The sequence below is a fragment of the Mucilaginibacter gossypii genome (assembly GCF_900100945.1).
Classification (GTDB): domain Bacteria; phylum Bacteroidota; class Bacteroidia; order Sphingobacteriales; family Sphingobacteriaceae; genus Mucilaginibacter; species Mucilaginibacter gossypii.
Genome location: NZ_FNCG01000001.1, coordinates 97848 through 123417 on the forward strand (window position 1 = coordinate 97848; position 25570 = coordinate 123417).

The 25570-nt window shown below is 43.5% G+C and carries 28 protein-coding genes; 22 read left to right on the forward strand and 6 right to left on the reverse strand.

All coding sequences use genetic code 11. The features are described 5' to 3' along the window. Positions 1 to 98 precede the first annotated feature (98 nt). The 3 genes from moaC to BLS28_RS00430 are packed head-to-tail and all read left to right on the forward strand — an operon-like array spanning position 99 to position 2794. On the forward strand, positions 99 to 569 hold the full coding sequence (moaC, locus tag BLS28_RS00420; protein WP_091162197.1) for a cyclic pyranopterin monophosphate synthase MoaC: 471 nt from the start codon (positions 99 to 101) through the stop codon (positions 567 to 569). After that, positions 550 to 1761 carry an NTP transferase domain-containing protein gene (locus tag BLS28_RS00425; protein WP_218134325.1) on the forward strand — a complete coding sequence of 404 codons (1212 nt, stop codon included), beginning with the start codon at positions 550 to 552 and terminating at the stop codon, positions 1759 to 1761. The genes moaC and BLS28_RS00425 overlap by 20 nt, the downstream gene beginning before the upstream one ends. After that, a complete protein-coding gene (locus BLS28_RS00430; protein WP_091162199.1) occupies positions 1736 to 2794 on the forward strand; it encodes a HesA/MoeB/ThiF family protein in 1059 nt (352 codons plus the stop codon). Before BLS28_RS00425 ends, BLS28_RS00430 begins: the two co-directional genes overlap by 26 nt. 217 nt (positions 2795 to 3011) lie before the next feature. On the opposite strand, the gene BLS28_RS00435 is transcribed toward BLS28_RS00430, so the two are convergent. From BLS28_RS00435 to BLS28_RS00445, 3 genes are all read right to left on the reverse strand, one after another. Then, positions 3012 to 3431: a molybdenum cofactor biosynthesis protein MoaE gene (locus tag BLS28_RS00435; protein ID WP_091162201.1), complete on the reverse strand. Its 420-nt coding sequence runs from the start codon at positions 3429 to 3431 to the stop codon at positions 3012 to 3014. A 12-nt stretch (positions 3432 to 3443) separates the two neighbouring features. Next, positions 3444 to 3878, reverse strand: a complete 435-nt coding sequence (locus BLS28_RS00440) for a GNAT family N-acetyltransferase (protein ID WP_091162203.1) — start codon at positions 3876 to 3878, stop codon at positions 3444 to 3446. A gap of 117 nt (positions 3879 to 3995) precedes the next feature. Beyond that, entirely contained in the window at positions 3996 to 4238 is a 243-nt protein-coding gene (locus tag BLS28_RS00445) for a MoaD/ThiS family protein (RefSeq protein WP_090526447.1), read from the reverse strand. Between the two features lie 368 nt (positions 4239 to 4606). Here BLS28_RS00445 and fdhD point away from each other — a divergent pair, with 368 nt between their 5' ends. The 11 genes from fdhD (at position 4607) to BLS28_RS00500 (ending at position 15781) form a co-directional block, all read left to right on the forward strand. Continuing rightward, a complete protein-coding gene (fdhD, locus tag BLS28_RS00450) occupies positions 4607 to 5488 on the forward strand; it encodes a formate dehydrogenase accessory sulfurtransferase FdhD (RefSeq protein WP_091162205.1) in 882 nt (293 codons plus the stop codon). 14 nt (positions 5489 to 5502) lie between these two features. Beyond that, complete coding sequence (locus tag BLS28_RS00455; protein WP_091162208.1) at positions 5503 to 5859, forward strand: DUF7009 family protein; 357 nt, start codon at positions 5503 to 5505, stop codon at positions 5857 to 5859. Next, positions 5856 to 8171: an FdhF/YdeP family oxidoreductase gene (locus BLS28_RS00460; protein ID WP_091162210.1), complete on the forward strand. Its 2316-nt coding sequence runs from the start codon at positions 5856 to 5858 to the stop codon at positions 8169 to 8171. The genes BLS28_RS00455 and BLS28_RS00460 overlap by 4 nt, the downstream gene beginning before the upstream one ends. 71 nt (positions 8172 to 8242) lie before the next feature. Beyond that, positions 8243 to 8557 (forward strand): ferritin family protein, encoded by a 315-nt coding sequence (locus BLS28_RS00465; RefSeq protein WP_091162212.1) that lies wholly within the window; start codon positions 8243 to 8245, stop codon positions 8555 to 8557. A 108-nt stretch (positions 8558 to 8665) separates the two neighbouring features. After that, a complete protein-coding gene (locus BLS28_RS00470) occupies positions 8666 to 9271 on the forward strand; it encodes a GDSL-type esterase/lipase family protein (protein WP_091162214.1) in 606 nt (201 codons plus the stop codon). 43 nt (positions 9272 to 9314) lie between these two features. Beyond that, a complete protein-coding gene (locus BLS28_RS00475) occupies positions 9315 to 10043 on the forward strand; it encodes an esterase family protein (protein WP_091162216.1) in 729 nt (242 codons plus the stop codon). 47 nt (positions 10044 to 10090) lie between these two features. Continuing rightward, the gene (locus tag BLS28_RS00480) at positions 10091 to 10606 is read left to right on the forward strand and encodes an O-acetyl-ADP-ribose deacetylase (protein WP_091162219.1); all 516 of its coding nucleotides are present in this window, start codon (positions 10091 to 10093) and stop codon (positions 10604 to 10606) included. 129 nt (positions 10607 to 10735) lie between these two features. Next, positions 10736 to 11305 carry a Crp/Fnr family transcriptional regulator gene (locus BLS28_RS00485; RefSeq protein ID WP_091162221.1) on the forward strand — a complete coding sequence of 190 codons (570 nt, stop codon included), beginning with the start codon at positions 10736 to 10738 and terminating at the stop codon, positions 11303 to 11305. Positions 11306 to 11373: 68 nt separating this feature from the next. Continuing rightward, entirely contained in the window at positions 11374 to 12396 is a 1023-nt protein-coding gene (locus tag BLS28_RS00490) for an alpha/beta hydrolase family protein (protein ID WP_091162223.1), read from the forward strand. Positions 12397 to 12779: 383 nt separating this feature from the next. Next, positions 12780 to 15197 carry a glycoside hydrolase family 3 N-terminal domain-containing protein gene (locus BLS28_RS00495; RefSeq protein ID WP_091162225.1) on the forward strand — a complete coding sequence of 806 codons (2418 nt, stop codon included), beginning with the start codon at positions 12780 to 12782 and terminating at the stop codon, positions 15195 to 15197. A gap of 143 nt (positions 15198 to 15340) precedes the next feature. Continuing rightward, complete coding sequence (locus BLS28_RS00500; RefSeq protein ID WP_091162227.1) at positions 15341 to 15781, forward strand: DUF695 domain-containing protein; 441 nt, start codon at positions 15341 to 15343, stop codon at positions 15779 to 15781. A gap of 38 nt (positions 15782 to 15819) precedes the next feature. On the opposite strand, the gene BLS28_RS00505 is transcribed toward BLS28_RS00500, so the two are convergent. Beyond that, a complete protein-coding gene (locus tag BLS28_RS00505) occupies positions 15820 to 16650 on the reverse strand; it encodes a sterol desaturase family protein (RefSeq protein ID WP_091162229.1) in 831 nt (276 codons plus the stop codon). A gap of 190 nt (positions 16651 to 16840) precedes the next feature. Between BLS28_RS00505 and BLS28_RS00510 the strand changes: the two genes are divergently transcribed. From BLS28_RS00510 to BLS28_RS00545, 8 genes are all read left to right on the forward strand, one after another. Next, positions 16841 to 17566 (forward strand): DUF2071 domain-containing protein, encoded by a 726-nt coding sequence (locus BLS28_RS00510; RefSeq protein ID WP_091162231.1) that lies wholly within the window; start codon positions 16841 to 16843, stop codon positions 17564 to 17566. A 34-nt stretch (positions 17567 to 17600) separates the two neighbouring features. Next, the gene (locus BLS28_RS00515; protein ID WP_091162233.1) at positions 17601 to 18464 is read left to right on the forward strand and encodes a helix-turn-helix domain-containing protein; all 864 of its coding nucleotides are present in this window, start codon (positions 17601 to 17603) and stop codon (positions 18462 to 18464) included. 96 nt (positions 18465 to 18560) lie between these two features. Beyond that, the gene (locus tag BLS28_RS00520; protein ID WP_091162235.1) at positions 18561 to 19100 is read left to right on the forward strand and encodes a carboxymuconolactone decarboxylase family protein; all 540 of its coding nucleotides are present in this window, start codon (positions 18561 to 18563) and stop codon (positions 19098 to 19100) included. A 90-nt stretch (positions 19101 to 19190) separates the two neighbouring features. Then, a complete protein-coding gene (locus tag BLS28_RS00525; protein WP_091162904.1) occupies positions 19191 to 19808 on the forward strand; it encodes a pyridoxamine 5'-phosphate oxidase family protein in 618 nt (205 codons plus the stop codon). 64 nt (positions 19809 to 19872) lie between these two features. Continuing rightward, positions 19873 to 20298: a VOC family protein gene (locus BLS28_RS00530; protein WP_091162237.1), complete on the forward strand. Its 426-nt coding sequence runs from the start codon at positions 19873 to 19875 to the stop codon at positions 20296 to 20298. An 8-nt stretch (positions 20299 to 20306) separates the two neighbouring features. Then, positions 20307 to 20840, forward strand: a complete 534-nt coding sequence (locus tag BLS28_RS00535) for a hypothetical protein (RefSeq protein ID WP_091162239.1) — start codon at positions 20307 to 20309, stop codon at positions 20838 to 20840. 18 nt (positions 20841 to 20858) lie between these two features. After that, positions 20859 to 21551 carry a DUF4288 domain-containing protein gene (locus BLS28_RS00540; protein WP_091162241.1) on the forward strand — a complete coding sequence of 231 codons (693 nt, stop codon included), beginning with the start codon at positions 20859 to 20861 and terminating at the stop codon, positions 21549 to 21551. A 209-nt stretch (positions 21552 to 21760) separates the two neighbouring features. Then, positions 21761 to 22993 carry an ROK family protein gene (locus BLS28_RS00545; RefSeq protein ID WP_091162242.1) on the forward strand — a complete coding sequence of 411 codons (1233 nt, stop codon included), beginning with the start codon at positions 21761 to 21763 and terminating at the stop codon, positions 22991 to 22993. 109 nt (positions 22994 to 23102) lie between these two features. Here the strand turns inward: BLS28_RS00545 and BLS28_RS00550 are convergent, their stop codons facing one another. Then, on the reverse strand, positions 23103 to 23954 hold the full coding sequence (locus BLS28_RS00550; protein ID WP_091162244.1) for a hydroxymethylglutaryl-CoA lyase: 852 nt from the start codon (positions 23952 to 23954) through the stop codon (positions 23103 to 23105). Positions 23955 to 24081: 127 nt separating this feature from the next. Then, a complete protein-coding gene (locus tag BLS28_RS00555) occupies positions 24082 to 25395 on the reverse strand; it encodes an NAD(P)/FAD-dependent oxidoreductase (RefSeq protein ID WP_091162246.1) in 1314 nt (437 codons plus the stop codon). Between the last annotated feature and the right edge of the window lie 175 nt (positions 25396 to 25570).

Genomic DNA, 25570 nt, shown 5'->3' on the forward strand with positions numbered 1-25570 from the left:
ATTTTGGGATTACCCTGATAGAGATCGAAAACTGAATAAAAGTAAATTGTAAATGCAAATATCCTTAAATCCTATAATCAAGTAAATCAAGGTTCAAGATGTTAACCCACATAAACAAACAAGGCGATCCAAATATGGTTGATGTAACTGAAAAACAGGTTACATACCGTACTGCTACTGCGCGTAGCATTGTTAGTTTGCCGGCAGAGGTATTTGAACTTTTAGCAGGGAATGAATTGCAGAGTAAAAAAGGCCCTGTTTTTCAAACCGCTATTATTGCCGGTATCATGGCGGCAAAAAAAACCGGCGATTTGATACCGCTTTGCCACCCGCTGGGTTTAGATAATTGCAATGTAGCCGTACATATCAACGAACAACAGGAGGTTGTTGTTGATTGTACTGCAAGCATTACCGCCAAAACAGGCGTAGAAATGGAAGCGTTGGTAGGAGCTTCAATAGCGGCGCTTACTATTTATGATATGTGCAAGGCCATGAGCCATGATATAGTGATAAAAGAAACCAAACTGATCTCAAAAACAGGAGGTAAACGTGACTTTAAAAGATCATAACCAGCCGTCGGGCACCCATAAAAAACACGCGAGGCTGTCAAGGCCTTCAACCGGTAACTTTGGCCGTAACGAGTGGGCTATTCTGGGCGGCCCCTGTACCGTGATCAAATTATTGGCCGATGATGTGATCCGTTCACTTTCACCGGTTTATAAATGTGCTTATGTGGATATGTCACATAATGATGATATTACTTTGCTGCCCGGCAGATTGGTGAGCGGCGCCTCGCTCGAATATACCGACCAGGTAAACTATCAGCAATTCAATTATCAAAACCCGGTATATCCTTATCAGCTCAAACAGCAATTTTCATTTGCCGACCTGATATTGGTTAATGGTAACCATCAGCAGGCCAATGGCCAGATAGTTATCATCGATAGTAATAAAGAAGCGTCGCTGCAAAAAAGGACAGCTCATCTCAACAACGTTCAGCTTTTTCTGCTGGCCGATAATGCAAGCGAAATTCCGGGCTTTATACAGGAGGTTATCCCTCACTGGCAGCAGATCCCCGTTTTAAAAGTAGATGACCGTGAAAGGATCGTTGCTTTTTTTGAGACTGCTTTAAAACAGGCCAAACCTGTTTTAAACGGCCTGGTATTGGCTGGGGGCAAAAGTACCCGAATGGGTTTTGATAAAGGTACGGCCACGTGGCATGGCAAGCAGCAACGGTATTATATGGCCGATTTGCTCAAAAACTTTTGCCGGGAGGTTTACATTTCCGGTCGCCCCGGCCAGCAGCAGGAAATTGACCCGGCTTATCCCGTTATAGAGGATACATTTGCTGGTTTAGGGCCTTACGGGGCTATTCTTTCCGCTTTTCGCGAACAGCCGGATGCCGCCTGGCTGGTCATAGCCTGCGATTTGCCTTTGATGGATGAAGCTACCCTTCGCAATTTAGTAGCCTGGCGGAACAGTTCGTCGGTGGCTACGGCTTATCACAGTCCGGTAACCGATTTCCCGGAACCTTTGATAGCCATATGGGAGCCTAAAAGCTACCCTGTACTGCTATCGTTTTTGGCGCAAGGGTATTCATGCCCGCGTAAGGTTTTGATCAATAGTGATATTACATTGTTAAACGCCCCACAACAGGAGGCGCTTACCAATGTGAACACGCCTGAAGAATTGGAGAAAGTAAAATCAATGATCCACCATACAATAGTTGCTACTAATGAATCAGGATTTACAACGATATAACTGCCAGATAGCACTGCCCGGTTTTGGCGAGGGAGCCCAGCAATTATTGCAGCAAGCCCGCGTACTGGTTGTTGGGGCAGGAGGGTTGGGCTGCCCGGCTGCACAATACCTGGCATCAACTGGAATAGGCACATTAGGTATTGCCGATTTTGACCAGGTATCGGTAAGCAACCTGCATCGCCAGGTATTATACACGCCGGCCGATGAAGGCGAAAATAAGGCTGAAGTGGCCTGTTCACGCCTACAGGCCCAAAATCCGGGTATTAAGCTGGTACCTCATGCCATCAAAATAACATCCGATAATGTGATGGATGTCATCAGCAATTACGACATTGCGCTGGATGGTACCGATAATTTTGAAACCCGTTATTTGCTCAACGATGCCTGTGTTTTGGCAGGTAAACCCCTTGTTTACGGTGCTATTTACCAGTTTGAAGGGCAGGTTGCCGTTTGGAACGTAAGCAACGCTAAAGGGCTTAATTCGCCCAATTATCGTGATCTGTTTCCCGAGGTAGATGCTACCCAGATCCCTAATTGTACCGAAGGCGGGGTGGTACCAACCCTGGCCGGAATTATTGGCTGCATGCAAGCCAACGAAGTAATCAAGTACATCACTAAAACTGGTGAATTATTGGCTGGAAAAGTGCTGATCTTTGACGCACAAAGCATGCAAAGCCGTATCTTTAAAATTGGCCCGGTGACAAAAACGCATATCCGCAGGTTAAAAACAACTATCACCATTCCAACCATCAACGCTGATGAACTAAAAAAACGAACCCTTTTGGATGATACCATAGAACTTATTGACGTGCGTACCATTCAGGAGCGTGAAGCCTATGATATTGGCGGTACGCATATCCCGCTCGATGAAATAGAAGAGTACCTGGCCTATTTTACCAGCCCTAATACCAAAGTCCTTTACTGCTCATCGGGCAAACGAAGCGACGAGGCGGTAAAACTAATTCTCAAAATGATTCCCGATGCAGATGTATTTTCGTTGGAAGGTGGATTGGAAGAGTACAAGGTTGGATAGATGATTTCGGATTTCGGAATTTCGATTTCGGATTTTTTTATTGTGATGTTGGCGGTGTTGTCACCGTGCTGTTGTTGGTGTTGTCACCAACAATCATCGGCTAAGATCATAAATATTGGCAATTGCATGGCGTAAAGTTGTTGGTGACAACACCAACAACGGCACACAGTTTTTTTTAAATGAAAAATCCAAAATCGAACATCCCAAATCCGAAATCCTAAGGATGTGCTGCCACCCAAACATCGCCGTCCTCAAAGCTTTCTTTTTTCCAAATAGGGACGGTTTGTTTAAGTGTATCGATAATATACCTGCATGCGTCAAAGGCAGCATCACGGTGCGCTGCTGAAACTGCAATAACAACCGGCACCTCGCCAACCTGCAGCAATCCGGTACGGTGGTGGATCAGTATTTTTTGAATGGGCCAGCGTTCAAAGGCCTGGGCGGCAATTTTGTTCATCTCGCTGATAGCCATGGGCTCATAAGCTTCAAAATCGAGCCTTAAAACTTTTTTCCCTTTGGTTGCATTACGAACGGTACCAATAAACACGTCTATCCCCCCGGATTCGGGTGACATGATCCAATCAATACACGATTGAATATCCAGTGTTTGGGCCGATAAGAGGATCTGTGTATTCATAGCAATGCAAATCTATATTTTATCTACCAATGATTTCATGAGGTATTTGGGCGATTCGGTATAACCCTGCCTGTAATAAAACCGGTGGGCATCAGTCCTGCGTGTATGGCAGTGTACCTCTATTCTGTCGGCATTACATTCTTTGCCAAGTTCGGTAATATAATCCTCAAGCGACTTGCCAATACCTTTGCCCCGGGTGTTTTCATCAACAGAAAAACAACTGATGCGAATAAAATCACCTTTAACTACCAGCTGTGTTAAAAAATCAATGGCGATAAAACCTGCAACCGCACCTTCACTTTCATAGACCAAAACCTGCGAAGAAGATTGTCGCAACATCTTTTCAAGGTTTTCCGGCAAAAAATCTTCAGTGCCAGGATAGCCCAATTGCGTTAGCAGGTTTGATATTGCAGTATGATCGGCAAGCGTAGCGCTTCTGATGGCCATTGCTATATTAAATTGATTGTTTAATATTAATGAAATTAAGGATCAGTTATTAAATACTACTGCAAACTGCCGCTAAAAAAGTTTACTGCCACTGCTACTTAAAAACTGCAAACTGATCTATCCCCCGCTTACCGGCGGAATAATCGCAATTTCGTCACGTTCGTGAATGGTATCACCGGGCAGGGCATATTCGTTGTTAACAGCCAGCATGTATGATGATAGCTGTTTTAAACGCGGATATTGTTGCTCAAGCAGATATTTTAAATTGGAGATAGTAGCATCGTTGGTCATTTCCAGGCTAACTTCGCTGCTTCCAAATATCTCCTTAGCCACTCCAAAAGCCAGTATGTTGATCTTCATATCTCAAAAATATTCAAATTAGCTTACAAAACGAGCAACAGGTTTAAATTTAACAAATCAACATATGTAAGTTCACTATGCGGGTTCAGGCGTCGGCGCTTTAACCTAAACAAAAAAATAAGTGTGGAGGATTAACCTTGCCGGGGTTTACATGTGTTAATACTGTTTTTTATGTAATTAATTGGTTGTCAACTAAGTAATGTAAAATAGTTCGAATTTCTGTTAACCCTGTTAACTCCTTGCCAGCCTAAGTTAACGGCTGTTTTGCAGACGCTTGCCTCAAAAACAATTCAAACGAAGGGACTTAAGCTGGCCTTCTGCATATAAACTTGCATAAACAAACTATTCCATAAATTGTATCTTTGAATATGTCTTCTCCATCAGTTATTCATATCCCGGTTGTAAAAGTTAACGCTAACCGAAGCGCACGGGAGGAGGATAGCGTAGCCATTGAAGAACCACTTGAAATTAAACTGGAATATGGCCCTGCAGATGGCAGGGAGCTACGTAATATCTCTGTAACTATGCGTACCCCCGGGCATGATGCCGAACTGGCAACCGGTTTCCTTTTTACCGAAGGCATTATTAAAAATGCAGATGAGATAAAGTCGGCAAAACACAGCTTTATCGCCTGTGCCGAAAACAAGGAGAATACCATGCTGGTAACACTTGAACAAGGTGTGATACCACATCTTCAAAATACTGAACGTAATTTTTATACCACCAGCAGTTGCGGTGTGTGTGGCAAGGGTTCTATCGACGCTATTCGCACGGTAAGCAATTTTGCCGCCGGGTCAGATGATGGCAATGTGATCCACAGTTTGGTACTTAATCAGTTGCCGAAGATTTTGCGCGGGCACCAGCGTGTATTTGATGATACGGGTGGTTTGCATGCATCGGCTTTGTTTACTCCTTTAGGTGAGTTGTTATTATTGAGGGAAGACGTAGGCAGGCATAATGCTTTAGATAAGCTGATAGGTGCTGCTATGATGTATAACTGGTTGCCGTTGCAGCAAACAGTATTGTTACTTAGCGGCAGGGCAAGTTTTGAGCTTATTCAAAAGGCCGCGATGGCCGGCATCAGTATTATTGCGGCAGTAGGTGCACCGTCAAGCCTGGCTATAGAACTGGCTAACGAATTTAATATTACACTAATTGGCTTTTTACGCGATGAGCGCTTTAATATTTACGCGGGCGCGCACCGGTTAATGGTCCCCGATGAGGCCGTACTAACGGCGCCATCGGCGTAAACTGATTGATACCAATGAAAATAAGGATAAAAGGTAATTCACTAAGATACAGGCTCACTAAAACCGATGTAGCCAAACTGGCCGAAGAAGGTTATGTTCAGGAAACCGTCGATTTTGGCAGTCAGCAGCTTATTTATGCTTTGAGACTGGTTGATGATGAGCATCTTTCGGCAACCTATAAGGAGAATGCCATAACACTATATGTGCCAAAAGCTGTGGCCACCGGCTTTGCCGACGACGATAAGGTAGGTTATGAAGGTAAACACGGCAGTTTGAATTTACTGGTTGAAAAAGATTTTACGTGTTTGGATGAAGTCGCCGAAGATCAGAGCGATAATTATCCTAATCCTTTAGCAGCTAAAAAGCCATGAGCAAGCAAGCAGAAAAAGGACCGGCAGCAGAGAATCCTGAGGAATTGCTCGACCTGAAAATAACACATCCAAAAGACTGGGCGGCGGGTATCCCTGCTGTAACAGTGGCTATGGTTGATATATTAAAGGAAACTGGTTTGGCAAGAGGTATGGAGGGTTTGTTTCATATGAACAAAAAGAGCGGCTTTGATTGCTCTGGCTGTGCCTGGCCCGACCCGGATGACGACCGTTCTCCCATCGCCGAATATTGTGAAAATGGAGCCAAAGCGCTTGCCGAAGAAGCTACTACCAAAAAGCTCACTGGTGATTTTTTTGCTGAAAATTCGGTAGCGGATCTTGCCAAACTTAACGATTATGAGATAGGGAAGAAGGGACGCATAGCCCAACCAGTATATCTGGCCAAAGGAGCTACACATTACACACCGGTAAGCTGGGATTTTGCTTTTAAAAAGATAGCAGATGAGCTCAACGCTTTGGCATCGCCTGATGAAGCTGCATTTTATACATCCGGCCGTACCAGTAACGAGGCTTCATTTACGTACCAGCTATTTGTGCGCGAGTTTGGTACCAATAACATGCCCGATTGCTCCAATATGTGCCATGAAAGTACTGGCGTTGGCCTTGCAGATACCATTGGCATTGGCAAGGGGACAGTCACCCTTAATGATTTTTACGATACCGATGTAATCATTATCATGGGGCAAAACCCTGGTACCAATCATCCCCGGATGCTTAGCGCGCTTGAAAAGGCCAAGCAGAAAGGCTCAAAGATCATTGCGGTAAACCCCTTGCACGAGGCTGGTTTAATGGGTTTTAAAAACCCACAAACGGTAAAAGGCATTTTAGGTATCAAAACGCAATTAGCCGATCTGTACCTGCAGGTAAAAATAAACGGTGATATGGCTTTGCTAAAAGCCATGGAAAAACTGCTATATGAAGCCGAGCGGGAAAATTCCGGCAGTGTCTTCGATCATGAATTTATTAAAAAGAACACTACTGGTTACGTTGCCTTTTTAGACAGCCTGAACCAATACAAGATTGATGACCTGGCTAAAGCCGCCGGTTTAACAGTGAATGAAATTGAGCAGGCGGTTGATCTGATTAAAAATAAAAGCCGCATCATCATTTGCTGGGCTATGGGCATCACCCAGCATAAAAACGGAGTGGATACCGTAAAAGAAATTGTGAACCTGGCCATGCTTAAAGGCGCTATTGGCAAACCTGGTGCAGGTTTGTGTCCCGTGCGTGGCCATAGCAATGTGCAGGGTAACCGTACCATGATGATTTGGGATAAGCCAAAACCGAAGCAGTTGGATAAACTCAGGGAAGTTTTTGGTTTTGAACCGCCGCGGGGGCATGGCTATGATGTTGTTGAATCTATTAAAGCTATGGACGAGGACAAACTTAAAGTGTTTTTTGCCATGGGCGGCAATTTCCTTTCGGCTACACCGGATACCCTGTTTACGGCACAGGCCATGCGTAAACTTAAGCTGTCGGTACATGTATCAACCAAATTAAACCGCAGTCATCTGGTTCATGGTGAGGAAGCTTTGATCCTGCCAACACTATCACGAAGTGATAAAGACGTTGTAAATGGCGAGGAGCAGTTTATAAGCTGCGAAAACTCTATGGGGGTTGTCCAGATGTCAAAAGGGATGCTGAAGCCGGTATCTGAACATCTGATGAACGAGAACCAGATCATTTGTAATCTCGCTAAAGCCACATTAGGTAATCGCGCCTTTGTCGACTGGGATAAGTACTCACAAAGCTATGATGCAGTGCGCGACGCGATAGCCAAGGTTATTCCGGGCTGTGAGGATTATAACCAAAAGGTACGTTTGCCAGGTGGTTTTTACCTGCCCAATGCTGCGCGGGAGGGTAAGTTTATCACCGAAAAAAATGGAGCTGTTGTGCCTTTCAATATCGCCCCGTTGCCGAAGCATGAACTGGCTGCCGACGAATACCATATGGCCACTATCCGCAGCCATGATCAGTTTAACACCACCATATATGGCCTTGACGACCGCTACCGGGGCATTCACAATGAGCGCCGGGTAATTTTGATGAACGAAAACGACATGAAAAATGCCGGTTTTAGAGCGGAGGAAAAAGTTGATCTGTTTAATTATGATGATGGTGTTGAGCGGGTAGCGAGGTTGTTTGTAGTTGTACCCTACAACATTCCCGAAGGGAATACAGCTACCTATTACCCCGAAGCCAATGTGCTGGTCCCTATCAACAGCGTTGCCGAACAAAGTAATACGCCCACATCCAAACTGGTTAATATCAAAATCAGGAAACACGTGGGTTAATAACCATTCTAAATACTTACACCTTAAAACAAAAGCGTTTACATAATACTTATCTCCTTAAAAAAAGTATTATGTCATTTGATCAATATCACGAGCCGGCAAATGAACTATCCGACGAAACCCGCACCTTTGCCCGAATGATAGTTTCATTAACCGAAGAGGCTGAGGCTATAAACTGGTACGAACAGCGGATTTCTGTCGAAAAAGATAACCAGGCCAAGGCCATTATGCAAAACGCACAGCAAGAGGAATTTAAGCACTTTGGTATGGACCTGGAGTTTTTGCTGCGCAAAAAACCGGTATGGCGTACTACGCTGCAGGCTATTCTTTTTAAAGAGGGTGATATTGTTGAGCTGGGCACCAAAGGTGAAGAAGCGGCAGAATAATAGTCATTTTTACATTTTTAATACCATTGTTTTATCATCGTTATATTAAGTTGGGGCTATTGTATTATCTTTAGCGCTTAAATTAATACGGCCCTACTATAAAAGAATATGATCTGGTACGAAGAGGATGTGAAGCAGCTGGAAATTAAGCGAACCAAGCTTGATTATGTGCCGCGGGTAATTTTTTATGGAAGCTCATCCATTCGTTTGTGGAATACGCTTGATGCTGATTTTGATGACATGCAACCTGTTAACCTTGGCTTTGGCGGTTCTACACTGGCTGCTTGCGTATGGTTTTTTGAACGTATAATGCATTCCTATAATCCAGAATCCATTGTAGTTTATGCGGGCGATAATGATCTCGGCGATGGCCGCAATCCCGAGGAAGTTTTTATATTTTTTAAGCAGCTCACTGTTGAGGTTGAGCGGCTTTTTGGTAATATTCCCTGCTATTATATATCGCTTAAGCCAAGCCTTGCCCGCTGGCCTATTGTTGAAAAGTACAGGTACACCAATAGCTTAATTGAAAACGAGATAATACACCGCCATAAAAACTGGCAGTTCATCAATATATTTAATCAGATGATAGATGCTTCTGGTAAACCAATACGTGAATATTATGATAAAGATGGTTTGCACTTGAGCAGCGCCGGTTACGCTTTGTGGAAAAACGCAGTTTTACAGCGAATGCCGCAAAGTATCAAATTAGCTTAATATAGGGTTTACACGCATTTGTCATCTTTCAGCGGTTTAAAAGATGAAAAGAGAGTACCACAAGTGGTTCAGTCCGTCGCTTCAGCGTAATATGGAATTGCTGGTTTTTGGCCATGCGGGCGCCTCTGTCTTATTTTTTCCCACCCGTACAGCCCGGTTTTATGACTATGAAGACTGGAAAGTAATTGAAGCCTTACGCAGTAAAATTGAGGCGGGTCACCTGCAGGTCTACTGTGTGGATAGCATCGACCGGGAAAGCTTTTATAATGAGTTCAGTCATCCTTACCATCGCATGGAAAGGCACCTGCATTATGAACAGTATATTTTGCAGGAGGTGGTGCCGTTGATGAAAACACTTAATGCCGCCGGTTCAATTATTTCGGCGGGTTGCAGCATGGGGGCTTATCATGCGGTTAATATTGCATTTAAACATCCGTCGGTATTTGTGAAGGTAGTGGGTATGAGCGGCCGTTATGACATTACACAGGCTATGGGCAATTTCCGCGACCTGTTAGATGGCTACCGCGATGAGAATGTGTATTTCAACATGCCCAACCAGTTTTTAAATAACCTGCATAGCCCCGAAATTATTGACCAGATCAAACGCCTTCAAATTATCCTGGCGGTGGGCGAGGAGGATGCATTTTTGGAAGATAATAAATACCTAAGCACCGTACTGGCCAGCAAAGGTATCCAAAACAGCCTGTATATCTGGCATGAGGAAGCACACCGCGCCCGTTACTGGCGCAAAATGGTACAACTGTATTTCTAAAAGCAAAACACTTTCCTGTTTGTTATCAGCTGTAAATCTAAAATGTTATGGGTACTATTGAACTGGTACAGGGCGATATCACAAAAATTAAAGCTGATGCCATTGTAAACGCGGCAAACACCTCGCTCATGGGCGGCGGCGGTGTTGACGGTGCTATCCATCGTGCCGGCGGGCCGGAGATCCTGGAAGATTGCCGTAAGATAGTAGCCCGGCAGGGCGGCTGCAAGACCGGGCAGGCTGTGATTACAACCGGCGGTAAGTTGCCGGCTAAATACGTGGTCCACACGGTTGGCCCCGTTTACAATAGTGGTAAAAGAGGTGAGGACGAACTGTTGCAATCCGCTTATTTAAATAGTTTGAAGCTTGCGGCAGAAAACGACGTGCATATCATAGCTTTTCCTAATATCAGTACTGGTATTTATCATTTTCCCAAGGATAGGGCTGCGGCAATCGCTGTTAAAACGGTTAGAGATTTTTTGGCAGATAACGAGGTAGTTGAGAAAGTGATATTTGTCTGCTTCGATAACGAAAATTACAGCTTGTATAATAAGCTGCTTACTTAGCAGCACACTGTGCTTATCCCTTATATGTTGCAGACCCAGACTTACGAAGTTTCTAAAACTTCATAAGTCTTCACAGTTTAAAATAATCCGGAATTTGTCAACCCGATGCTAACTGCATAAATTGCAGCTATGCATCCTGCTTTAAAACAACATCTTGAAGGTAAATTAATCCTCTCGCCTGAACATGAGCGGCTGATTGCTAATTGTTTTAAAACCCGTTTTACCAAACGAAACGAGGTGCTGGTTGAAAAGGGGAGCATCGCAAAACATTTGTATTTTGTGGTAAAAGGATGCCTTAGGGTATTCTTAACTGATAATGACGGCAATGAATCAACCCGGTTCCTGATATTTGAAGGGCGCATGGGGACCGCATTCCCGAGTTTTATACTGAAAGAACCCTCTGTTGCATCTATTCAAAGTCCGGAGTCGTCCGAACTATTGGTGCTGAGCTATGCGGATCGCGACCTGCTCCTTCAGGAGATTCCCGGTTTTGAAACTATGTACCGTACGGGTCTCGAGCTTGATTATATCGCATCCATCCAGCGGATAGAAAGCCTTATCACTATGGATTCAAAAGCCCGTTATAATATCCTGATGCAAACCCAGCCCGAAATCATTAAAAGACTGCCCAATAAAATAGTTGCTGATTACCTTGGCATCTCGCAGGAGACCCTGAGTCGCCTTAAATCAAAAAAGTGATTTATTGACTATTGTCAATCTTTTTGACTCATTAAATGTCTTGTTTTGTGATATAAACGCTAAACATTATGTGGAAACAAACCTTCACCATGATTATAATTTTGCTGTCAGGCCATCTTGCGATTGCCCAAAACTTAGGCGAACGCACCCTCAATTTTAAAGATGAAAGCCGTAATAACCGCCCGGTGGTAACGGAAATCTGGTATCCAACTGGTGATACATTGAAGGCTGCTGATAAGCACTTTTCGCCCTTTTTACGACAGCCAACAGTTCGTAATGGTAAGCTTTCGGCAAATAAACTGCCGCTTATCCTGCTCTCTCATGGTACAGGCGGCGGCCGGTTAACTTTGGAGTGGCTGGCCCAGGCCATAGCAAACAGCGGTTGTATAGTTGCTGCTGTCGATCATTACGGCAATACGTATGATCATAAAATTCCTCTTGAATTTGTTAAGCCATGGGAACGCCCGCTGGATATCAGCTTCGCCCTTACATCCTTACTGAATAACCCCGAAGTTGGCCCGCTTATCGATCAGCAAAAAATAGGGGCAACCGGTTTTTCATTTGGAGGCTACACCATGATCGCTCTTGCCGGTGCAAAGCTCGATTTTGAACAGGCCCGCAATTATTATAAAACCACAGGCCGCAAAGAGCTGGAGATCCCTGAATTTCCGGGCTTAGTAAAATTACTGGACGATAGCTCCATGATCGCCGATTCCAAACATGTGCCCCCGCTAAAAGATAACCGGATCAAAGCATTCTTTTCCATATCGCCTGCCTTAGGCTTTGGCTTTACCCGTAAAGAGCAGGTAGCTGATATTAAAGGCGCCTTGTGTATTGTAGGCTCACAAAGTGATAGCATAGCCCCGGTTAAAACCAATGCAAGGCATTATCATCAGCTAATCGGTAAATCAAAATACAAAGAGCTGCCCGGTAAGGTAGGCCATTACGTAATGCTTGGCGAGGCCATTGACGCTATAAAAAAGGAAGCCCCGATATACTTTACCGATGATCCTTCAGTTAACAGGCATACCATTCATTCACAGATGGACAGTTTGGCTGTCGGCTTTTTTAAGACGTCGTTAAAGTATTAGCCGGCCGGTAAAATTTAACAAAACCTTATCATTAAGCTAAAAACATTTTTATCGTGCAGGAGTTGATAGTTAAATCTGAATCGTAGAATTTTTTCCTGCCGATACTATGAAAGCTTTTCGCGGCCTTTCCGGCAGATGCTATAAATGATTAGCGTTAAAATTAGAAGGTTCGCAAATGCCAGGCTGGATGAGTGCCTGTGAAATTAGGGCTACAGGTTACTTTAAGCTCATTTAAGAGTTAAATGTAATATATAAAGGTTGTGACTATGCAAGTGACAGGTGTAAACCTCTTCACTCAAACGATATAGTTAAAATATACGGCTCCGGGCATGGCTGCGCCCACACAGGTTTATATATTTGAAATTCCAACCCAATATAACCACATGAGAATTAACTATTATCTGCCGCGGGTATTTGTGGCATCTGCTTTATCCATTAGCTTTAGCCTGGCAGCCTCGGCACAGCAAAATAACATCTATCATAAAGGCTGGATAGATTTTAACAAGAACGGTAAAATGGATGTATTCGAAGACCCGTCACAACCGATTGATAAGCGTGTAGCCGACCTGGTAAGTCAGATGACCGTTGAAGAGAAAACCTGCCAAATGGCTACCCTTTATGGTTATAAGCGTGTGTTAAAGGACGAAATGCCCGTCCCTAACTGGAAAAATGAAGTGTGGAAAGATGGCATAGCCAATATTGATGAAGAACTGAATAATCTTACTTCGCATACTGATGATGCGCCTACACAATATTCATATCCGTTTAGCAAGCACGCTGCTGCTATTAACACCATTCAAAAATGGTTTGTTGAAGAAACACGTTTAGGGATCCCGGTTGATTTTACCAACGAGGGTATCCATGGCCTTAACCACGATAGGGCCACGCCATTACCCGCGCCAATATCCATAGGTAGTACTTTTGATAAGGAACTGGTATACCAGGCGGGTAAAACCGTTGGCCGCGAAGCCAAAGCGCTGGGGTATACCAATGTTTACGCCCCCATACTTGACCCCGCCCGCGACCAGCGCTGGGGCCGTGTGGTTGAATGTTATGGCGAAGACCCTTTTCACATTGCCGAAATGGGCAAGCAGATGGTGCTGGGCATCCAGGAAGGCGGCGTAGCGTCAACCCTTAAGCACTTTGCTGTGTACAGCGTGCCTAAAGGAGGCCGTGATGGCAGTGCCCGTACCGATCCGCATGTCGCTCCGCGCGAAATGCACCAACTATATTTGTATCCCTTCCGCAGGGTGATCCAGGAGGCGCATCCAATGGGGGTAATGAGCAGTTATAATGATTGGGACGGCGTACCAATAACTGGCAGCTATTACTTCCTTACGCAGCTTTTACGTCAGCAATTTGGCTTTAATGGCTATGTGGTAAGCGATAGTGAGGCTGTTGAGTTTCTCTATTCAAAACATCATGTTGCTGCCGATTACAAGGAAGCTGTAAGGCAGGCTGTTGAGGCTGGCCTTAACGTGCGTACAAATTTCACTATGCCGCAAACCTTTATTATGCCTTTGCGCGAGCTGATCAAAGAAAATCGCATCTCCATGAAGATCATTGATACCCGTGTTGGCGAGGTATTGAAAGTGAAATTCAGGTTAGGTTTGTTTGATAGCCCTTATGTTAAAGATCCTAAAGCTGCCGATAAAATAGTGCACATCGATGCAGATAAAGCCATGAGCCTGAAAATGAACCGCGAGTCGATGGTATTGCTGAAAAATGCAGGCAATCTGCTGCCGTTGGATAAAAAGAAATATCCTAATATCCTGGTAACTGGTCCGCTGGCTAAGGAAACTAACTATGCTGTGAGCAGGTATGGTCCATCGCATAACCCGGTTATTACAGTGTTTGACGGCGTTAAAAATTACGTAGGCAGCGATGCCAAAGTAAGCTATGCTAAAGGCTGTGACATGATTGATGCTACCTGGCCGGAGAGCGAAATTATTGAAACCCCGCTAACCGCCCAGGAGCAGGCGGGCATTGATTCGGCGGTTGCACAGGCTAAACAATCGGATATTGTGATTGCTGTGGTAGGCGAGGATGTTGACCGTGTTGGCGAAAGTTTATCGCGTACGGGTTTAAACCTGCCGGGCAGGCAATTGAAGTTGATCCAGGCTTTGCAGGCTACCGGAAAACCTGTGGTAATGGTGATGATCAACGGGCAGCCGCTTACCATCAACTGGGAAAATAAATACGTGCCGGCCATACTGGAAGCCTGGTTTCCGAGCGTACAAAGCGGGCAGGTGATTGCCGAAACCTTATTTGGCGATAATAATCCCGGTGGAAGATTGCCGATCACTTTCCCAAAAACAACAGGTCAACTGGAATATAACTTCCCTTTTAAACCATCGTCACAGGCAGAGCAGGGCGGACAGAACAGCTGGGGTAAAACAAGTGTGAAAGGAGCTTTGTACCCTTATGGTTACGGGTTAAGCTACACCACATTTGAGTACAGCAACCTGCAGGTATCGCCCGAAAAAGGCAATTCTCAGGGACTTATACAGGTTAGCGTTGATGTAACCAATACCGGGCAGCGCAAAGGCGATGATGTGGTGCAGCTTTACCTTAAGGATGAGGTGAGCAGCGTTACTACTTACGAGTACGATCTGCGTGGCTTTGATCGCATTACACTAAATCCCGGCGAGAAGAAAACAGTACAGTTTACCTTGCACCCTGATGATTTGGCCCTGTTGGATAAAAATATGAATTGGACTGTAGAACCCGGTAAATTTGAAGTTATGATAGGTAGTTCATCAGTTGACATTAAACTTAAGAAGGAGTTTGAGGTGCAATAAATCAACTATAAACATGTCAATATATCAATCGTTACGAAGCGTTTGAAGCTTCGTAACGGTTTTTAAAGAATATCGTTAGTCTGCAGTGATTTCAAGTATCTCTTCCCCGGTTTTTTTTATAACTTCAGCCTAAAATACAACCTATGATCTTAGACGATACCTGGGTATCGGTTGAAGCCGTATCCGACGATGATATTCCGTTGCTGGTCCGCTACAGACCCAATTTATCAAACTTTTTTGAAACCGGTGTTTACCTGCAGCGGATGGATGTAACCTGGAACTATGAATCATTTGATCCGTCATTATTGCCTTCGGCTGATGAAATGTTGCTGATGGAACAGGTAGAGGATGCTTTAGTCGATCTGCTTGAAGATGATCATCAAAGCATACTGGCCTTCGTATTTACCGGCGAAAACGAACGCTGGTGGGCCTGGTATACCACAGATATTGATGAAGCAGGCGACAGGTTAAACGATGCTTTATCCGAATTTGATGAACTCCCGATTAATATCACGGTTATTGACGACCCGGAATGGGAAGAATATTTTGGTGTAATGGAAGATTTTGGAGAGGATGGGGAGTAAACGATTGCCCCCGGTTAAACGATTGCCCCGGTTAAACGTTAATTCTGATGCCCGTTTGGCCGTTCCAGCTTTTGAAATGGTATTTTAAGAATGTTCACAAACTTGCCGGTTCTTTCTTTATCCATATGGGTATCAATGCCAAAGCGGATATCTTCCTGTTCAAGTTCGCCAAAAGTACCGAAAAGCCTGTCCCAGATGCTTAATACATCACCATAATTACGGTCGGTATGTGGTAGTTGATAATGATGGTGTACATGGTGCAGGTTAGGGGTTATAAAAATCAGGCCAACAATTTTGTTAACACGTTGTGGTAACCTGAACTCGGTATGGGCCAGGATATTAAATAATGATTGAAAAGTTTGCCTCAATACCAAAACGCCAATTGCCGGGCCGCAAATAAATACCCAAAGCATTAAGCAACAGGTGCGCACACAGGTTTCGCCGGGATGTTCACGTACTGTGGTTGAAACGTCGACGTGAAGATCACTGTGATGTACGAGGTGAAATTTCCAAAGGGGATCTATTTTGTGCATTACCACGTGATAAACGTATTCGCAAAGGTCAAGCAGCATGAAAAGGCTGATGTAATAAACCCACTTATTGTGATGACCGGGTATGTAATTGATCAATCCCCAATGATGTGTATTGGTCCAGCCTACTATGATTAAAACAATGGTAGTAAGTAATAGCTGGATAGGGAGAGCGGTAAAAATGAACAGGAGGTTGGTTTTGTTATGTTGCCAGCGTTTTTTTACCGAAATACCTGATGAAAAAACAACTTCCATCAGCCATAATGAGCATATGATTAAAGCATATAAAGCAACTTGCACAGCATCCTGATGCCGGTCGAGAAATTGGGTAATAGTCATTCTTAAATTAGTAGGGTAATCGCCTTTGATATTAGAAGGCAATTAGAATGCAATATCTTTTTTTTGAATGAATGTTTGATGAAGTATGTTAAGCGGTTGTTAATGTACTGTGAATAGAAGAGGAGCAAATTTGACAGTATAATTTGTCCTGGGTTATCCGAACGCTGAAAAATCATTATAAATTTATCATATGAAGATTCCGAAAATTACCGGCATAATTGACAGGCGCATATTAGTGAACTTTACCGCGGATGCGGACATAGCAAAAAAAATAGTGCCGCCGCCCTTTACTCCCAAGCTTGTTAACGGCAAAGCTATAGCAGGGATCTGTTTGATCAGGCTTAAGCAGGTTCGCCCTAAAGGTATGCCTGCTTTTTTAGGCGTAGGTTCGGAAAATGGCGCACATCGAATAGCCGTACAATGGGAGGAAAACGGGGAATTGAAAGAAGGAGTTTATATACCTCGACGGGATACCTCGTCCTTATTTAATACGATTGCAGGTGGCAGGGTATTCCCCGGCAGACATCACCAGGCCAAATTTGACGTTAATGAGCACGACGACCAATATCACGTGGCTTTCACCAGTTCGGACGGAACGGTGATTAGTGTGGATGCAAAAGTTGCTGATGAACTCAATCCGGGTTCGATATTCGGGACGCTTGATGTAGCTTCTGATTTCTTTAAGGCCGGGGCAACGGGATATTCACCCAATGGCAATAAGTATGAAGGGTTAGTGTTATATACCGATAACTGGAAAGTACAGGCGCTCGAAGTGAGTGCTGTTAAATCAAGCTTTTTTGAAGATGAAAGCATTTTTCCGAAGGGTTCAGTAACGTTTGACAATGCGTTACTTATGACCAATGTTCAGCACGATTGGTCATCCGGCTGCGATAAACCGATGGTGGTGAGCGCTTAATTATTACTTTTAAATATCTTTGCGTTTGCGCAAAATGAAACTATCAGCTACAGAACAATCTACAGGCGGCGATCTGCTGCTGCTTATCAATGAAAAACATTTCGACAGGATGTTTTTTACCCGCGATCGTCAGCATAAATACCTTACCATAGCCTGGAACCGTGGCGAAAAGCAAACTGTAACCATTGATGAGGTGGATTATGATTTTCAGCCCAACACCGTTCTGCCCCTAATGGTTAACCAATCTTTCCGTTTTGAGCGGCCTGAAGATATAGTAGCCTGGCAGTTTAACCGCGATTTTTATTGCATTGTTGATCATGACGAAGAAGTAAGCTGCGTAGGCTTCCTGTTTTATGGTAGCTCCGACCAGGTATTTGTTACCCTTGATGAAGCCATGCAGTTTAAATTACAGCGCCTGCTGGATATTTTCATTGAAGAATTTGAAACAGCAGATAATATACAGATAGACATGCTCCGGATGCTGTTGAAGCGGCTTATCATTATCGTGACGCGCCTTGCCAAGGCGCACAGCGGGCCTCGTGAAGTTTTGGCCGATGAAAAATTTGGTACCATTCGTAAGTTTAATTTGTTGGTGGAGAATAATTACCGTGAACACCATACCGTGGCTTATTATGCGCAGCAGTTAAATAAATCGCCTAAAACGCTTTCCAACCTTTTTGCCCTGTATAACCATAAGACGCCTTTACAGGTGATACAAGAGCGTTTGATTATTGAGGCGAAGCGCCTATTGTATTATACCGATAAATCGGCTAAGGAAATTACTTATGAATTGGGCTTTGATGACGCGGCTTATTTTAGCAATTTTTTTAAAAAACACACCTCATTTTCACCAACCGATTTCAGAAATAATAAGGTTTTAGTTGCCGAAGGGAAATAATTACAAGTACCCGGGAAATTTGCCCATTCCGCAGGGCTGCTAAAGTTGCCACTTTTGTATTGTTAATTCAAAACAACAAAAATTAACATTACAAAAATGAAAACTTTCGCAATTCCAACAAGAGAACAAGTTACTCCAGAAAATCAGGCTATATTTGATACATTAACAAAAGTAGTAGGCCGCGTGCCAAACCTGTTTGCAGTTTTTGCAACTTCAGATCATGCGCTGGCTAACTATATAACCCTTTCAAACGGTAAAACATCATTACGTGCTAAAGAAAAAGAAGCTGTAAACCTTATCGTAAGCCAGGTAAATGATTGTGCTTATTGTTCTGCCGCACACACTGCCATTGCTAAAATGAATGGGTTTAATGATGACCAGATCGTTGAGATCCGTGGTGGTTCAGCTTCGTTCGATGCAAAAATTGATGCTTTAGTTAAGGTAGCTAAATCAATTACCGAAAATAAAGGCCATGCCGATCATCAACTGGTTGAAAACTTTTACGCTGCCGGTTATACACAAGCTAACCTGATTGATGTTGCCGTAGCTGTTGGCGATAAAACCATTACCAACTACGTATACGCCTTAACAGAGGTACCAGTCGACTGGCCTGCTATCCCTGAACTGGTAAAATAATACTTCTGATTTATAATTATAGTTTACACCCTTATGCCCGCCCTGCACTGCAGGGCGGGCATAAGTATTTATCTTAAAATTGTTTACATTATGAACTTTGCACGTTTTGCTTTTACTGATGGTGTTAAAAAGCTGCAGGAAAAATATGGCAGCCGTAGTAGTTATGCCCGTATGGAAAGCCTCATGGCTGATAAAGATGGCATTACCGAACCTGAACAAATGTTTATTGAAAGCCGCGACAGCTTTTATATGGCCAGTATAGGCGAAAACGGCTATCCATATATTCAGCACAGGGGAGGGCCGGCCGGTTTTATTAAAGTGATAGATAACCATACGCTTGGCGTGGTCGATTTCAGGGGAAACAAGCAGTACATTTCGGTTGGTAACGTAATGGAACATCCGCAGGTGTCTTTATTTTTGATGGATTATCCGCATAAAACAAGGCTCAAGATCTACGCTGACGCCCGCATTGTTGAGCTTGCCGACAATCCTGAACTATTTGACCTTATTGATCCCGCTGAGTACAAACATACGCCCGAAAGAATGCTCATCTTCGATGTAAAAGCGTTCGACTGGAATTGCCCGCAGCATATTACGCCGCGCTACACCGTTGATGAAATTAAGGAAGCCTTCGCCCCGCAAAATGAGTACGTACTTAAACTCGAGTACGAAATAGCAAAACTTAAAAAGCAACTGGAAGAAAAATAAGCTGCTTTGATAAATAGGCCGCAATAGTTTACCTTTAGTGCTGCCAACAGCCAGAGGTAAACCGATGAACAATAACCAGCAAATAATCCCTATGCTTGCCTATGAAGATGGCATCGCGGCTATGAACTGGTTATGCGATGTTTTTGGTTTTACTGAAAATATGCGGATGACGGATGCGGCTGATCGCCTTGCTCATGGGGAGCTCAAAATGGGCGAAAGCCTGGTTATGCTAGCCGAACCCTCGCCTCACTATCAGGGGCCATTACATCACGCTCAAAATTGTAATATCGCCGCAAAATGGAGCAGTGTTCCATATATTATTAACGGGGTTTTGGTGTACGTCGATGATGTTGAACAGCATTACAGAACTGCTAAAAGTAAAGGTGCAAGGATATTAAGTGAATTGGAATATGGTTTCCCCGGCACCCGCTATCGTGCTGCCGACCTGGAGGGGCAGCGCTGGATGTTTATGCAAATTGAAAGAGATTAAACCTCCTTATGACTACGCTGCTCCATTTATTGTTTGTTGTAATTAAATCATCCATTCTTGGGTTGTTTTATACCCCGGTAATCTGGTTTTTATGGATGCTGTTTTTAAAAGCACAGAAAAAGTATACCAACTTTAAATGGCTCAGTGTATTTGCAGTTTATAAAATTGTCGGTATATCATTAATGGTGTTTTCCTTTACCTATTATGGCGATCATGGTCTTGGTGATGAATCCCGGATCCCTTTGGGGCATGGAGAAGCTATGGAGGAGAGCGACCAGTTTGCTTATTTTGTGCCTAAAGGGAAAAGTAAACAAATCCTTGTGGATACCTATCTTTTAAAAGGCGATAATCTTTGCATGTCGGTTGATTCGGGATATAAAGTTTATAATTTAAGAACTAAAGGTGTTGTTAATTTCAGTGATGAGCCAATGTATAATGCTTTTGCTGTTTCGTACGGTTTACCACTATCGCGGCAACTAAAAGATTTTAGATCGCAGTATGATGAATACTGGAGCGGGTGGCGGTTTTGGCTGCTGCCATAGAACTCAATCAGTTATTTTATGGCAGAAATTCACGCATTAAAAGATTGGGCTTTAGATAAAAAGGTTTCCAATAATAAACGCTTTGCCGTAGTCAAGATAGTTCTCCAATACCCGGAGGAGGATCTGTATATCGACCTTAAGCCTAAGGAACGTATTAAGGCAATAAACAAAAGCTTCAGGGATAATTGTAAAAAACTTATCGCTCTTGATCTGTTTGAAAGTTTTGAAATTTCAGATCATAAAAAAAGGCCACAAGCTGTTATTGCGAAGCTAAAATATAGCCGGCTCAAAGATATTGCCGCACTTAACTATATTGCGGGCATCTGGATCCAATCGATAGATTTTGCAGAGCCCTTAGGTAAAGAAAAGGTATTAGTCGACAGGTATTTTTGTGTAAAAATGACTGTTGTTGTTGAGGAAGAGGGAGTTTTATCTAAGAAGCAGCAAATTGAAAAACGCTTTGTACTTATTAAAGCAAAATCAAGTGAGGATGCTTATGAACAACTGGAAAAGCGGGAACATGAATACACGCGGTCTTATTTAAATCCATACGGACGGTTTGTGAGGTGGCGTATTGATAGTTATGAGGATTGTTATGAAACTGATATTGAGTCACCTGCTGACCTTGATAATCCCGCTGGTGTCGAGGTGTATTCCAAACTCTCAACAAGAAAAAACACAGACCGAAGAGCCTGGGATGGTAAATTTTAATCAAAACTTTCGCTTATTTTATATCGTACACGGATATAATAGATATTTTTGTACGTTGTAGGCAAATGGTGTATTAATAGTGTCCATGTACTTACAACAGGTTTAATACTGTAATATTTACAGTTGTAGTTAATAACTTTATTTTTAATTTTATAAAATTCAGAACACTAAGGTGTTGCCTGTTATAAACCAAACTATAATAATTGTTGATGGAACTTACGAATAAAGGGGTAAAGGGCAGCCAGTTAAAAAATATGATCATTAAAAGGCTTTATTTTAATAAGGCCATGTCGTGTGCAGGATTAAGTGAGTTATTTGATAAAAGTATCCCGTCTATAGCCAAAGCTATAAACGAGTTAATGCACGAGGGTTTTGTGGTTGAACAGGGGTATGCCCCTTCGAGCGGCGGCCGTCGCCCGTTAATGTATTCGGTAAAGTCAAGCGCTATGCATATTTTAGCTATCGCGCTCGATCAGCTCACCGCCCGTATCCAGATGTTTGATCTGCTGAATAATCCGGTTGCCGATATGCTTACCTTTGAGCTTAAACTACTCAATAACCCCGAGGCATTGCCGACGCTGGTTGAGCAGATTAATAACTACATAGCAAACAGTGGGGTCCCTAAAGATAAGATTGCCGGAATAGGCATCGGTATGCCCGGCTTCATCAATATTACCGAAGGTATCAATTACACTTACCTTGACGCCGGCGGACAAAGCTTAACTGCTTACCTTACTTCCAAAACAGGCATCGCCACTTATATCGATAATGACTCGAGCCTTATAGCACTTGCCGAACAAAAATTCGGTATAGCCAAATCTCAGCAGGAAGTTATGGTAATAAACCTGGGCTGGGGTATTGGCCTGGGGATGATCGTAAATGGAAAACTGTTCCGCGGTCACAACGGTTTTGCAGGCGAGCTAAGCCATATCCCGCTATCGGAAGATGGTTCCCTTTGCGAATGTGGTAAACGTGGCTGCCTGGAAGCCGAAGCATCATTATTGGTAGTTGCTCAAAAAGCCATAGCAGGTATCAAAAAAGGCCGTGTAACCAGCTTAAAATATAATGAGGAAGATCACTCCAAACTAATGGGTGATGCCTTGATAGAAGCCGCCAATAATGGCGATCAGTTTGCGATTGAACTATTATCGGATGCGGGTTATAAAATAGGGAAGGCCCTGGCCATTCTTATCCATATTATGAACCCCGCCATCATTGTATTAAGTGGTCGCGGGGCTAAAGTTGCCAAGATACTGATGGCCCCGATACAACAAGCCCTTCACAAGTACTGTATCCCGCGCCTGGCAGGCGGTACCGAACTATTAGTATCTGAACTTGGATTTGATGCTGAGTTAATTGGTGCGGCTGTGTTGGTAATGGAAAACTTTGACAGAGTGGTGAAAAATAAAGCAGCTAAAGCAACTAAGCACGCCGCGGCATAAAGAATGGTCTGAATCAGAATTTACAGAATTTTTAAATTAGCAGAATTAATTTCTTTGCCCTGGTATGCAAGCTTCAATTCTGTAACTTCTTAAGTTCTGTAAATTATGCTCAGGCAAACACCCTTCCCGAGTAATCCATCGCTTCTTTAAATTTATCCATATTAAGCCCTGTGGGCTCATTTTGTATTTTAAGATAACCTATCAGGTTTTCGGTGGCAATGTTGCCTGTGAGATCGTCTTTGGCCATTGGGCAGCCTCCGTAGCCTTTTATTGCAGTATCGAAACGCTTGCAACCGCTTTGGTAGGCTGCGGCTATTTTTGGCTGCCATGTATCAGGAGTGGAATGCAGGTGAATGCCAAACTCGGTATTGGTGAATAAACGGCAAAGGTTGGGGTAAATGCCACTGATCTGTTCTGCATCCGCAATACCTACGGTATCCGCAAGAGCGATGTTTTTTATTCCTTCTGCTGTCATTTTTTCTGCCCAGTGTTCAATGATGCCGGTATTCCATTCATCACCGTAAGGGTTTCCAAAACCCATGGAAAGATAAACTAACAATTGCTTGCCGTTTTTATGGCTCAATTCATTTATCCGCTGTACGGTTTCAAAAGCCTGCTCAATGGTTGAGTTTGTATTTCTAAGCTGAAATGTTTCGGATATGGAAAATGGATAACCAAGGTAAGTGATCTCTTCATGTTTAGCCGCGTCTTCTGCCCCGCGATAGTTGGCTATAATAGCCAATAGCTTTGAGCGAGTATTACTCAGATCGAGTTTTTTTAATACCTCCGCCGTGTCCTGTAACTGGGGGATAGCCTTGGGTGATACAAAGCTGCCAAAATCTATCGTATCAAAACCCACCTGTAAAAGCAGGTTAATGTATTCCGCCTTTATATCGGTAGGAATAAAATCATGAATGCCCTGCATGGCATCGCGGGGACATTCGGTTATTTTGATGCTCATTTTTGGAAATCTTAGGTTTTAAGTCTTAAGTCAAAAGTCATCAATTTAGTTTACAAAACGCTAAACTTCCAACTTAAAACTTTTGACTTAAGCCTTAGAACCCGAGACTTTAGACTCCGGACTTAAGCTAATCAACCGTATTAGGCAAATGCTGATCCTCAGTTAAGCCTTCGCGCTCAAATTTGCGGATAATAAGCCTTGTACCGCCATTATAGGTTACATAGCTCGATACCCAGTTAATGAATACAATCACCTTATTACGGCCGCCTAAAAGCGATATCAGGTGCACAAACATCCATACAAGCCATGCAAAAAATCCCTGGAATTTTACTTTGCCCAAATCGGCCACCGCCTTATTGCGGCCAATAGTTGCCAATGAGCCTTTATCGTTATACTTAAACGGTGAGGTTTGTTCGCCGTTAATGATATGAATGATATTTTTAGCCACGTGCTGGCCCATTTGTATGGCTACCTGCGCTACGCCGGGGTGTCCCTTAGGGGTTTCATCGGTGATCATGGCTGCAACGTCGCCAATTGCGAATACGTTGTTAAAGCCGGCAACGCGGCCTATGCTATCCACTTTTATTCTATTTCCACGTTCAATAACCTCTTTATCAAAGCCCTCGGGCACAACACCCATAACCCCGGCACTCCATATCACATTTTTGGTGCGAATGCTTTTACCGCCTTCAAATTTGATTTCCTCGCCGTTGTAGCTTTCCACCTTTACGCCGGTTAGCACTTCAACACCCATATTGGTCAGGAAGGTGCGGGCCGCGTTGGATGCCTGGTCGGAGAAGGGGCCAAGTACTTTCGGTAAAAAATCGACCAGGTACACCTTCATGTCCTCCTTTTTAAGTTCCGGGTAATCTTTTGTTAAAACGTGGTTACGGAGTTCGGCCAGTGAGCCTGCAAGCTCAACACCCGTTGGGCCAGCGCCTACCAGTACAAAAGTAAGGTAGGGATCGCGCTCGGCCTTGCCTACTTTAAGCAGGGCCTCTTCAATGTTCTGCAAAATAGAATACCGGAGGTTCAACGCCTCAGGGATCGACTTCATCGGCATAGCATAATGCTCGATGTCTTTATTCCCAAAAAAGTTGGTCGTTGAGCCTGTTGCTATCACCAGGTAATCATAAGCTAAATTGCCTATAGTGGTTTCGAGTATGTTATTTTCCGCATCCACCCTGGTTACTTCCGCTATCCTGAAGCGGAAATTCTTTTGGCTCGCAAAATTTTTCCTTAATGAGAAAGCTATCGACTCCGACTCGAGGCTACCCATAGCAACCTGGTATAAGAGGGGCTGAAAAGTATGGTAGTTGTGCTTATCCAGCATCAAAACGTCTACAGGTTTGTCCTTTAGTTGTTTTGCTACCTGCAGGCCGCCGAAGCCGCCGCCTACGATCACTACAAGTGGAAATTTTGAATTATTTGATGTGTTCATTTATGCAGGTTGATATTTAAAATCTATTCTTTTACAGGCAATACTGCCCGCATATGAAAGTAGCACAATCACCGTGCCGCCAATGCCGATTTGTATTGAAATACAGTGCAATTATACTTCATTGATTACGATATGCAACACCATCTGTCGGTTGTTTTGTTTTTTTTAATAGCAA

Bases quoted from the DNA above. Each gene is read 5' to 3' on its own strand.
- moaC (WP_091162197.1), top strand. From the start codon at position 99: ATGTTAACCCACATAAACAAACAAGGCGATCCAAATATGGTTGATGTA.
- BLS28_RS00430 (WP_091162199.1), top strand. From the start codon at position 1,736: ATGAATCAGGATTTACAACGATATAACTGCCAGATAGCACTGCCCGGT.
- BLS28_RS00435 (WP_091162201.1), bottom strand. From the start codon at position 3,431: ATGAATACACAGATCCTCTTATCGGCCCAAACACTGGATATTCAATCG.
- BLS28_RS00440 (WP_091162203.1), bottom strand. From the start codon at position 3,878: ATGGCCATCAGAAGCGCTACGCTTGCCGATCATACTGCAATATCAAAC.
- BLS28_RS00445 (WP_090526447.1), bottom strand. From the start codon at position 4,238: ATGAAGATCAACATACTGGCTTTTGGAGTGGCTAAGGAGATATTTGGA.
- fdhD (WP_091162205.1), top strand. From the start codon at position 4,607: ATGTCTTCTCCATCAGTTATTCATATCCCGGTTGTAAAAGTTAACGCT.
- BLS28_RS00455 (WP_091162208.1), top strand. From the start codon at position 5,503: ATGAAAATAAGGATAAAAGGTAATTCACTAAGATACAGGCTCACTAAA.
- BLS28_RS00460 (WP_091162210.1), top strand. From the start codon at position 5,856: ATGAGCAAGCAAGCAGAAAAAGGACCGGCAGCAGAGAATCCTGAGGAA.
- BLS28_RS00465 (WP_091162212.1), top strand. From the start codon at position 8,243: ATGTCATTTGATCAATATCACGAGCCGGCAAATGAACTATCCGACGAA.
- BLS28_RS00470 (WP_091162214.1), top strand. From the start codon at position 8,666: ATGATCTGGTACGAAGAGGATGTGAAGCAGCTGGAAATTAAGCGAACC.
- BLS28_RS00475 (WP_091162216.1), top strand. From the start codon at position 9,315: ATGAAAAGAGAGTACCACAAGTGGTTCAGTCCGTCGCTTCAGCGTAAT.
- BLS28_RS00480 (WP_091162219.1), top strand. From the start codon at position 10,091: ATGGGTACTATTGAACTGGTACAGGGCGATATCACAAAAATTAAAGCT.
- BLS28_RS00485 (WP_091162221.1), top strand. From the start codon at position 10,736: ATGCATCCTGCTTTAAAACAACATCTTGAAGGTAAATTAATCCTCTCG.
- BLS28_RS00490 (WP_091162223.1), top strand. From the start codon at position 11,374: ATGTGGAAACAAACCTTCACCATGATTATAATTTTGCTGTCAGGCCAT.
- BLS28_RS00495 (WP_091162225.1), top strand. From the start codon at position 12,780: ATGAGAATTAACTATTATCTGCCGCGGGTATTTGTGGCATCTGCTTTA.
- BLS28_RS00500 (WP_091162227.1), top strand. From the start codon at position 15,341: ATGATCTTAGACGATACCTGGGTATCGGTTGAAGCCGTATCCGACGAT.
- BLS28_RS00505 (WP_091162229.1), bottom strand. From the start codon at position 16,650: ATGACTATTACCCAATTTCTCGACCGGCATCAGGATGCTGTGCAAGTT.
- BLS28_RS00510 (WP_091162231.1), top strand. From the start codon at position 16,841: ATGAAGATTCCGAAAATTACCGGCATAATTGACAGGCGCATATTAGTG.
- BLS28_RS00515 (WP_091162233.1), top strand. From the start codon at position 17,601: ATGAAACTATCAGCTACAGAACAATCTACAGGCGGCGATCTGCTGCTG.
- BLS28_RS00520 (WP_091162235.1), top strand. From the start codon at position 18,561: ATGAAAACTTTCGCAATTCCAACAAGAGAACAAGTTACTCCAGAAAAT.
- BLS28_RS00525 (WP_091162904.1), top strand. From the start codon at position 19,191: ATGAACTTTGCACGTTTTGCTTTTACTGATGGTGTTAAAAAGCTGCAG.
- BLS28_RS00530 (WP_091162237.1), top strand. From the start codon at position 19,873: ATGAACAATAACCAGCAAATAATCCCTATGCTTGCCTATGAAGATGGC.
- BLS28_RS00535 (WP_091162239.1), top strand. From the start codon at position 20,307: ATGACTACGCTGCTCCATTTATTGTTTGTTGTAATTAAATCATCCATT.
- BLS28_RS00540 (WP_091162241.1), top strand. From the start codon at position 20,859: ATGGCAGAAATTCACGCATTAAAAGATTGGGCTTTAGATAAAAAGGTT.
- BLS28_RS00545 (WP_091162242.1), top strand. From the start codon at position 21,761: ATGGAACTTACGAATAAAGGGGTAAAGGGCAGCCAGTTAAAAAATATG.
- BLS28_RS00550 (WP_091162244.1), bottom strand. From the start codon at position 23,954: ATGAGCATCAAAATAACCGAATGTCCCCGCGATGCCATGCAGGGCATT.
- BLS28_RS00555 (WP_091162246.1), bottom strand. From the start codon at position 25,395: ATGAACACATCAAATAATTCAAAATTTCCACTTGTAGTGATCGTAGGC.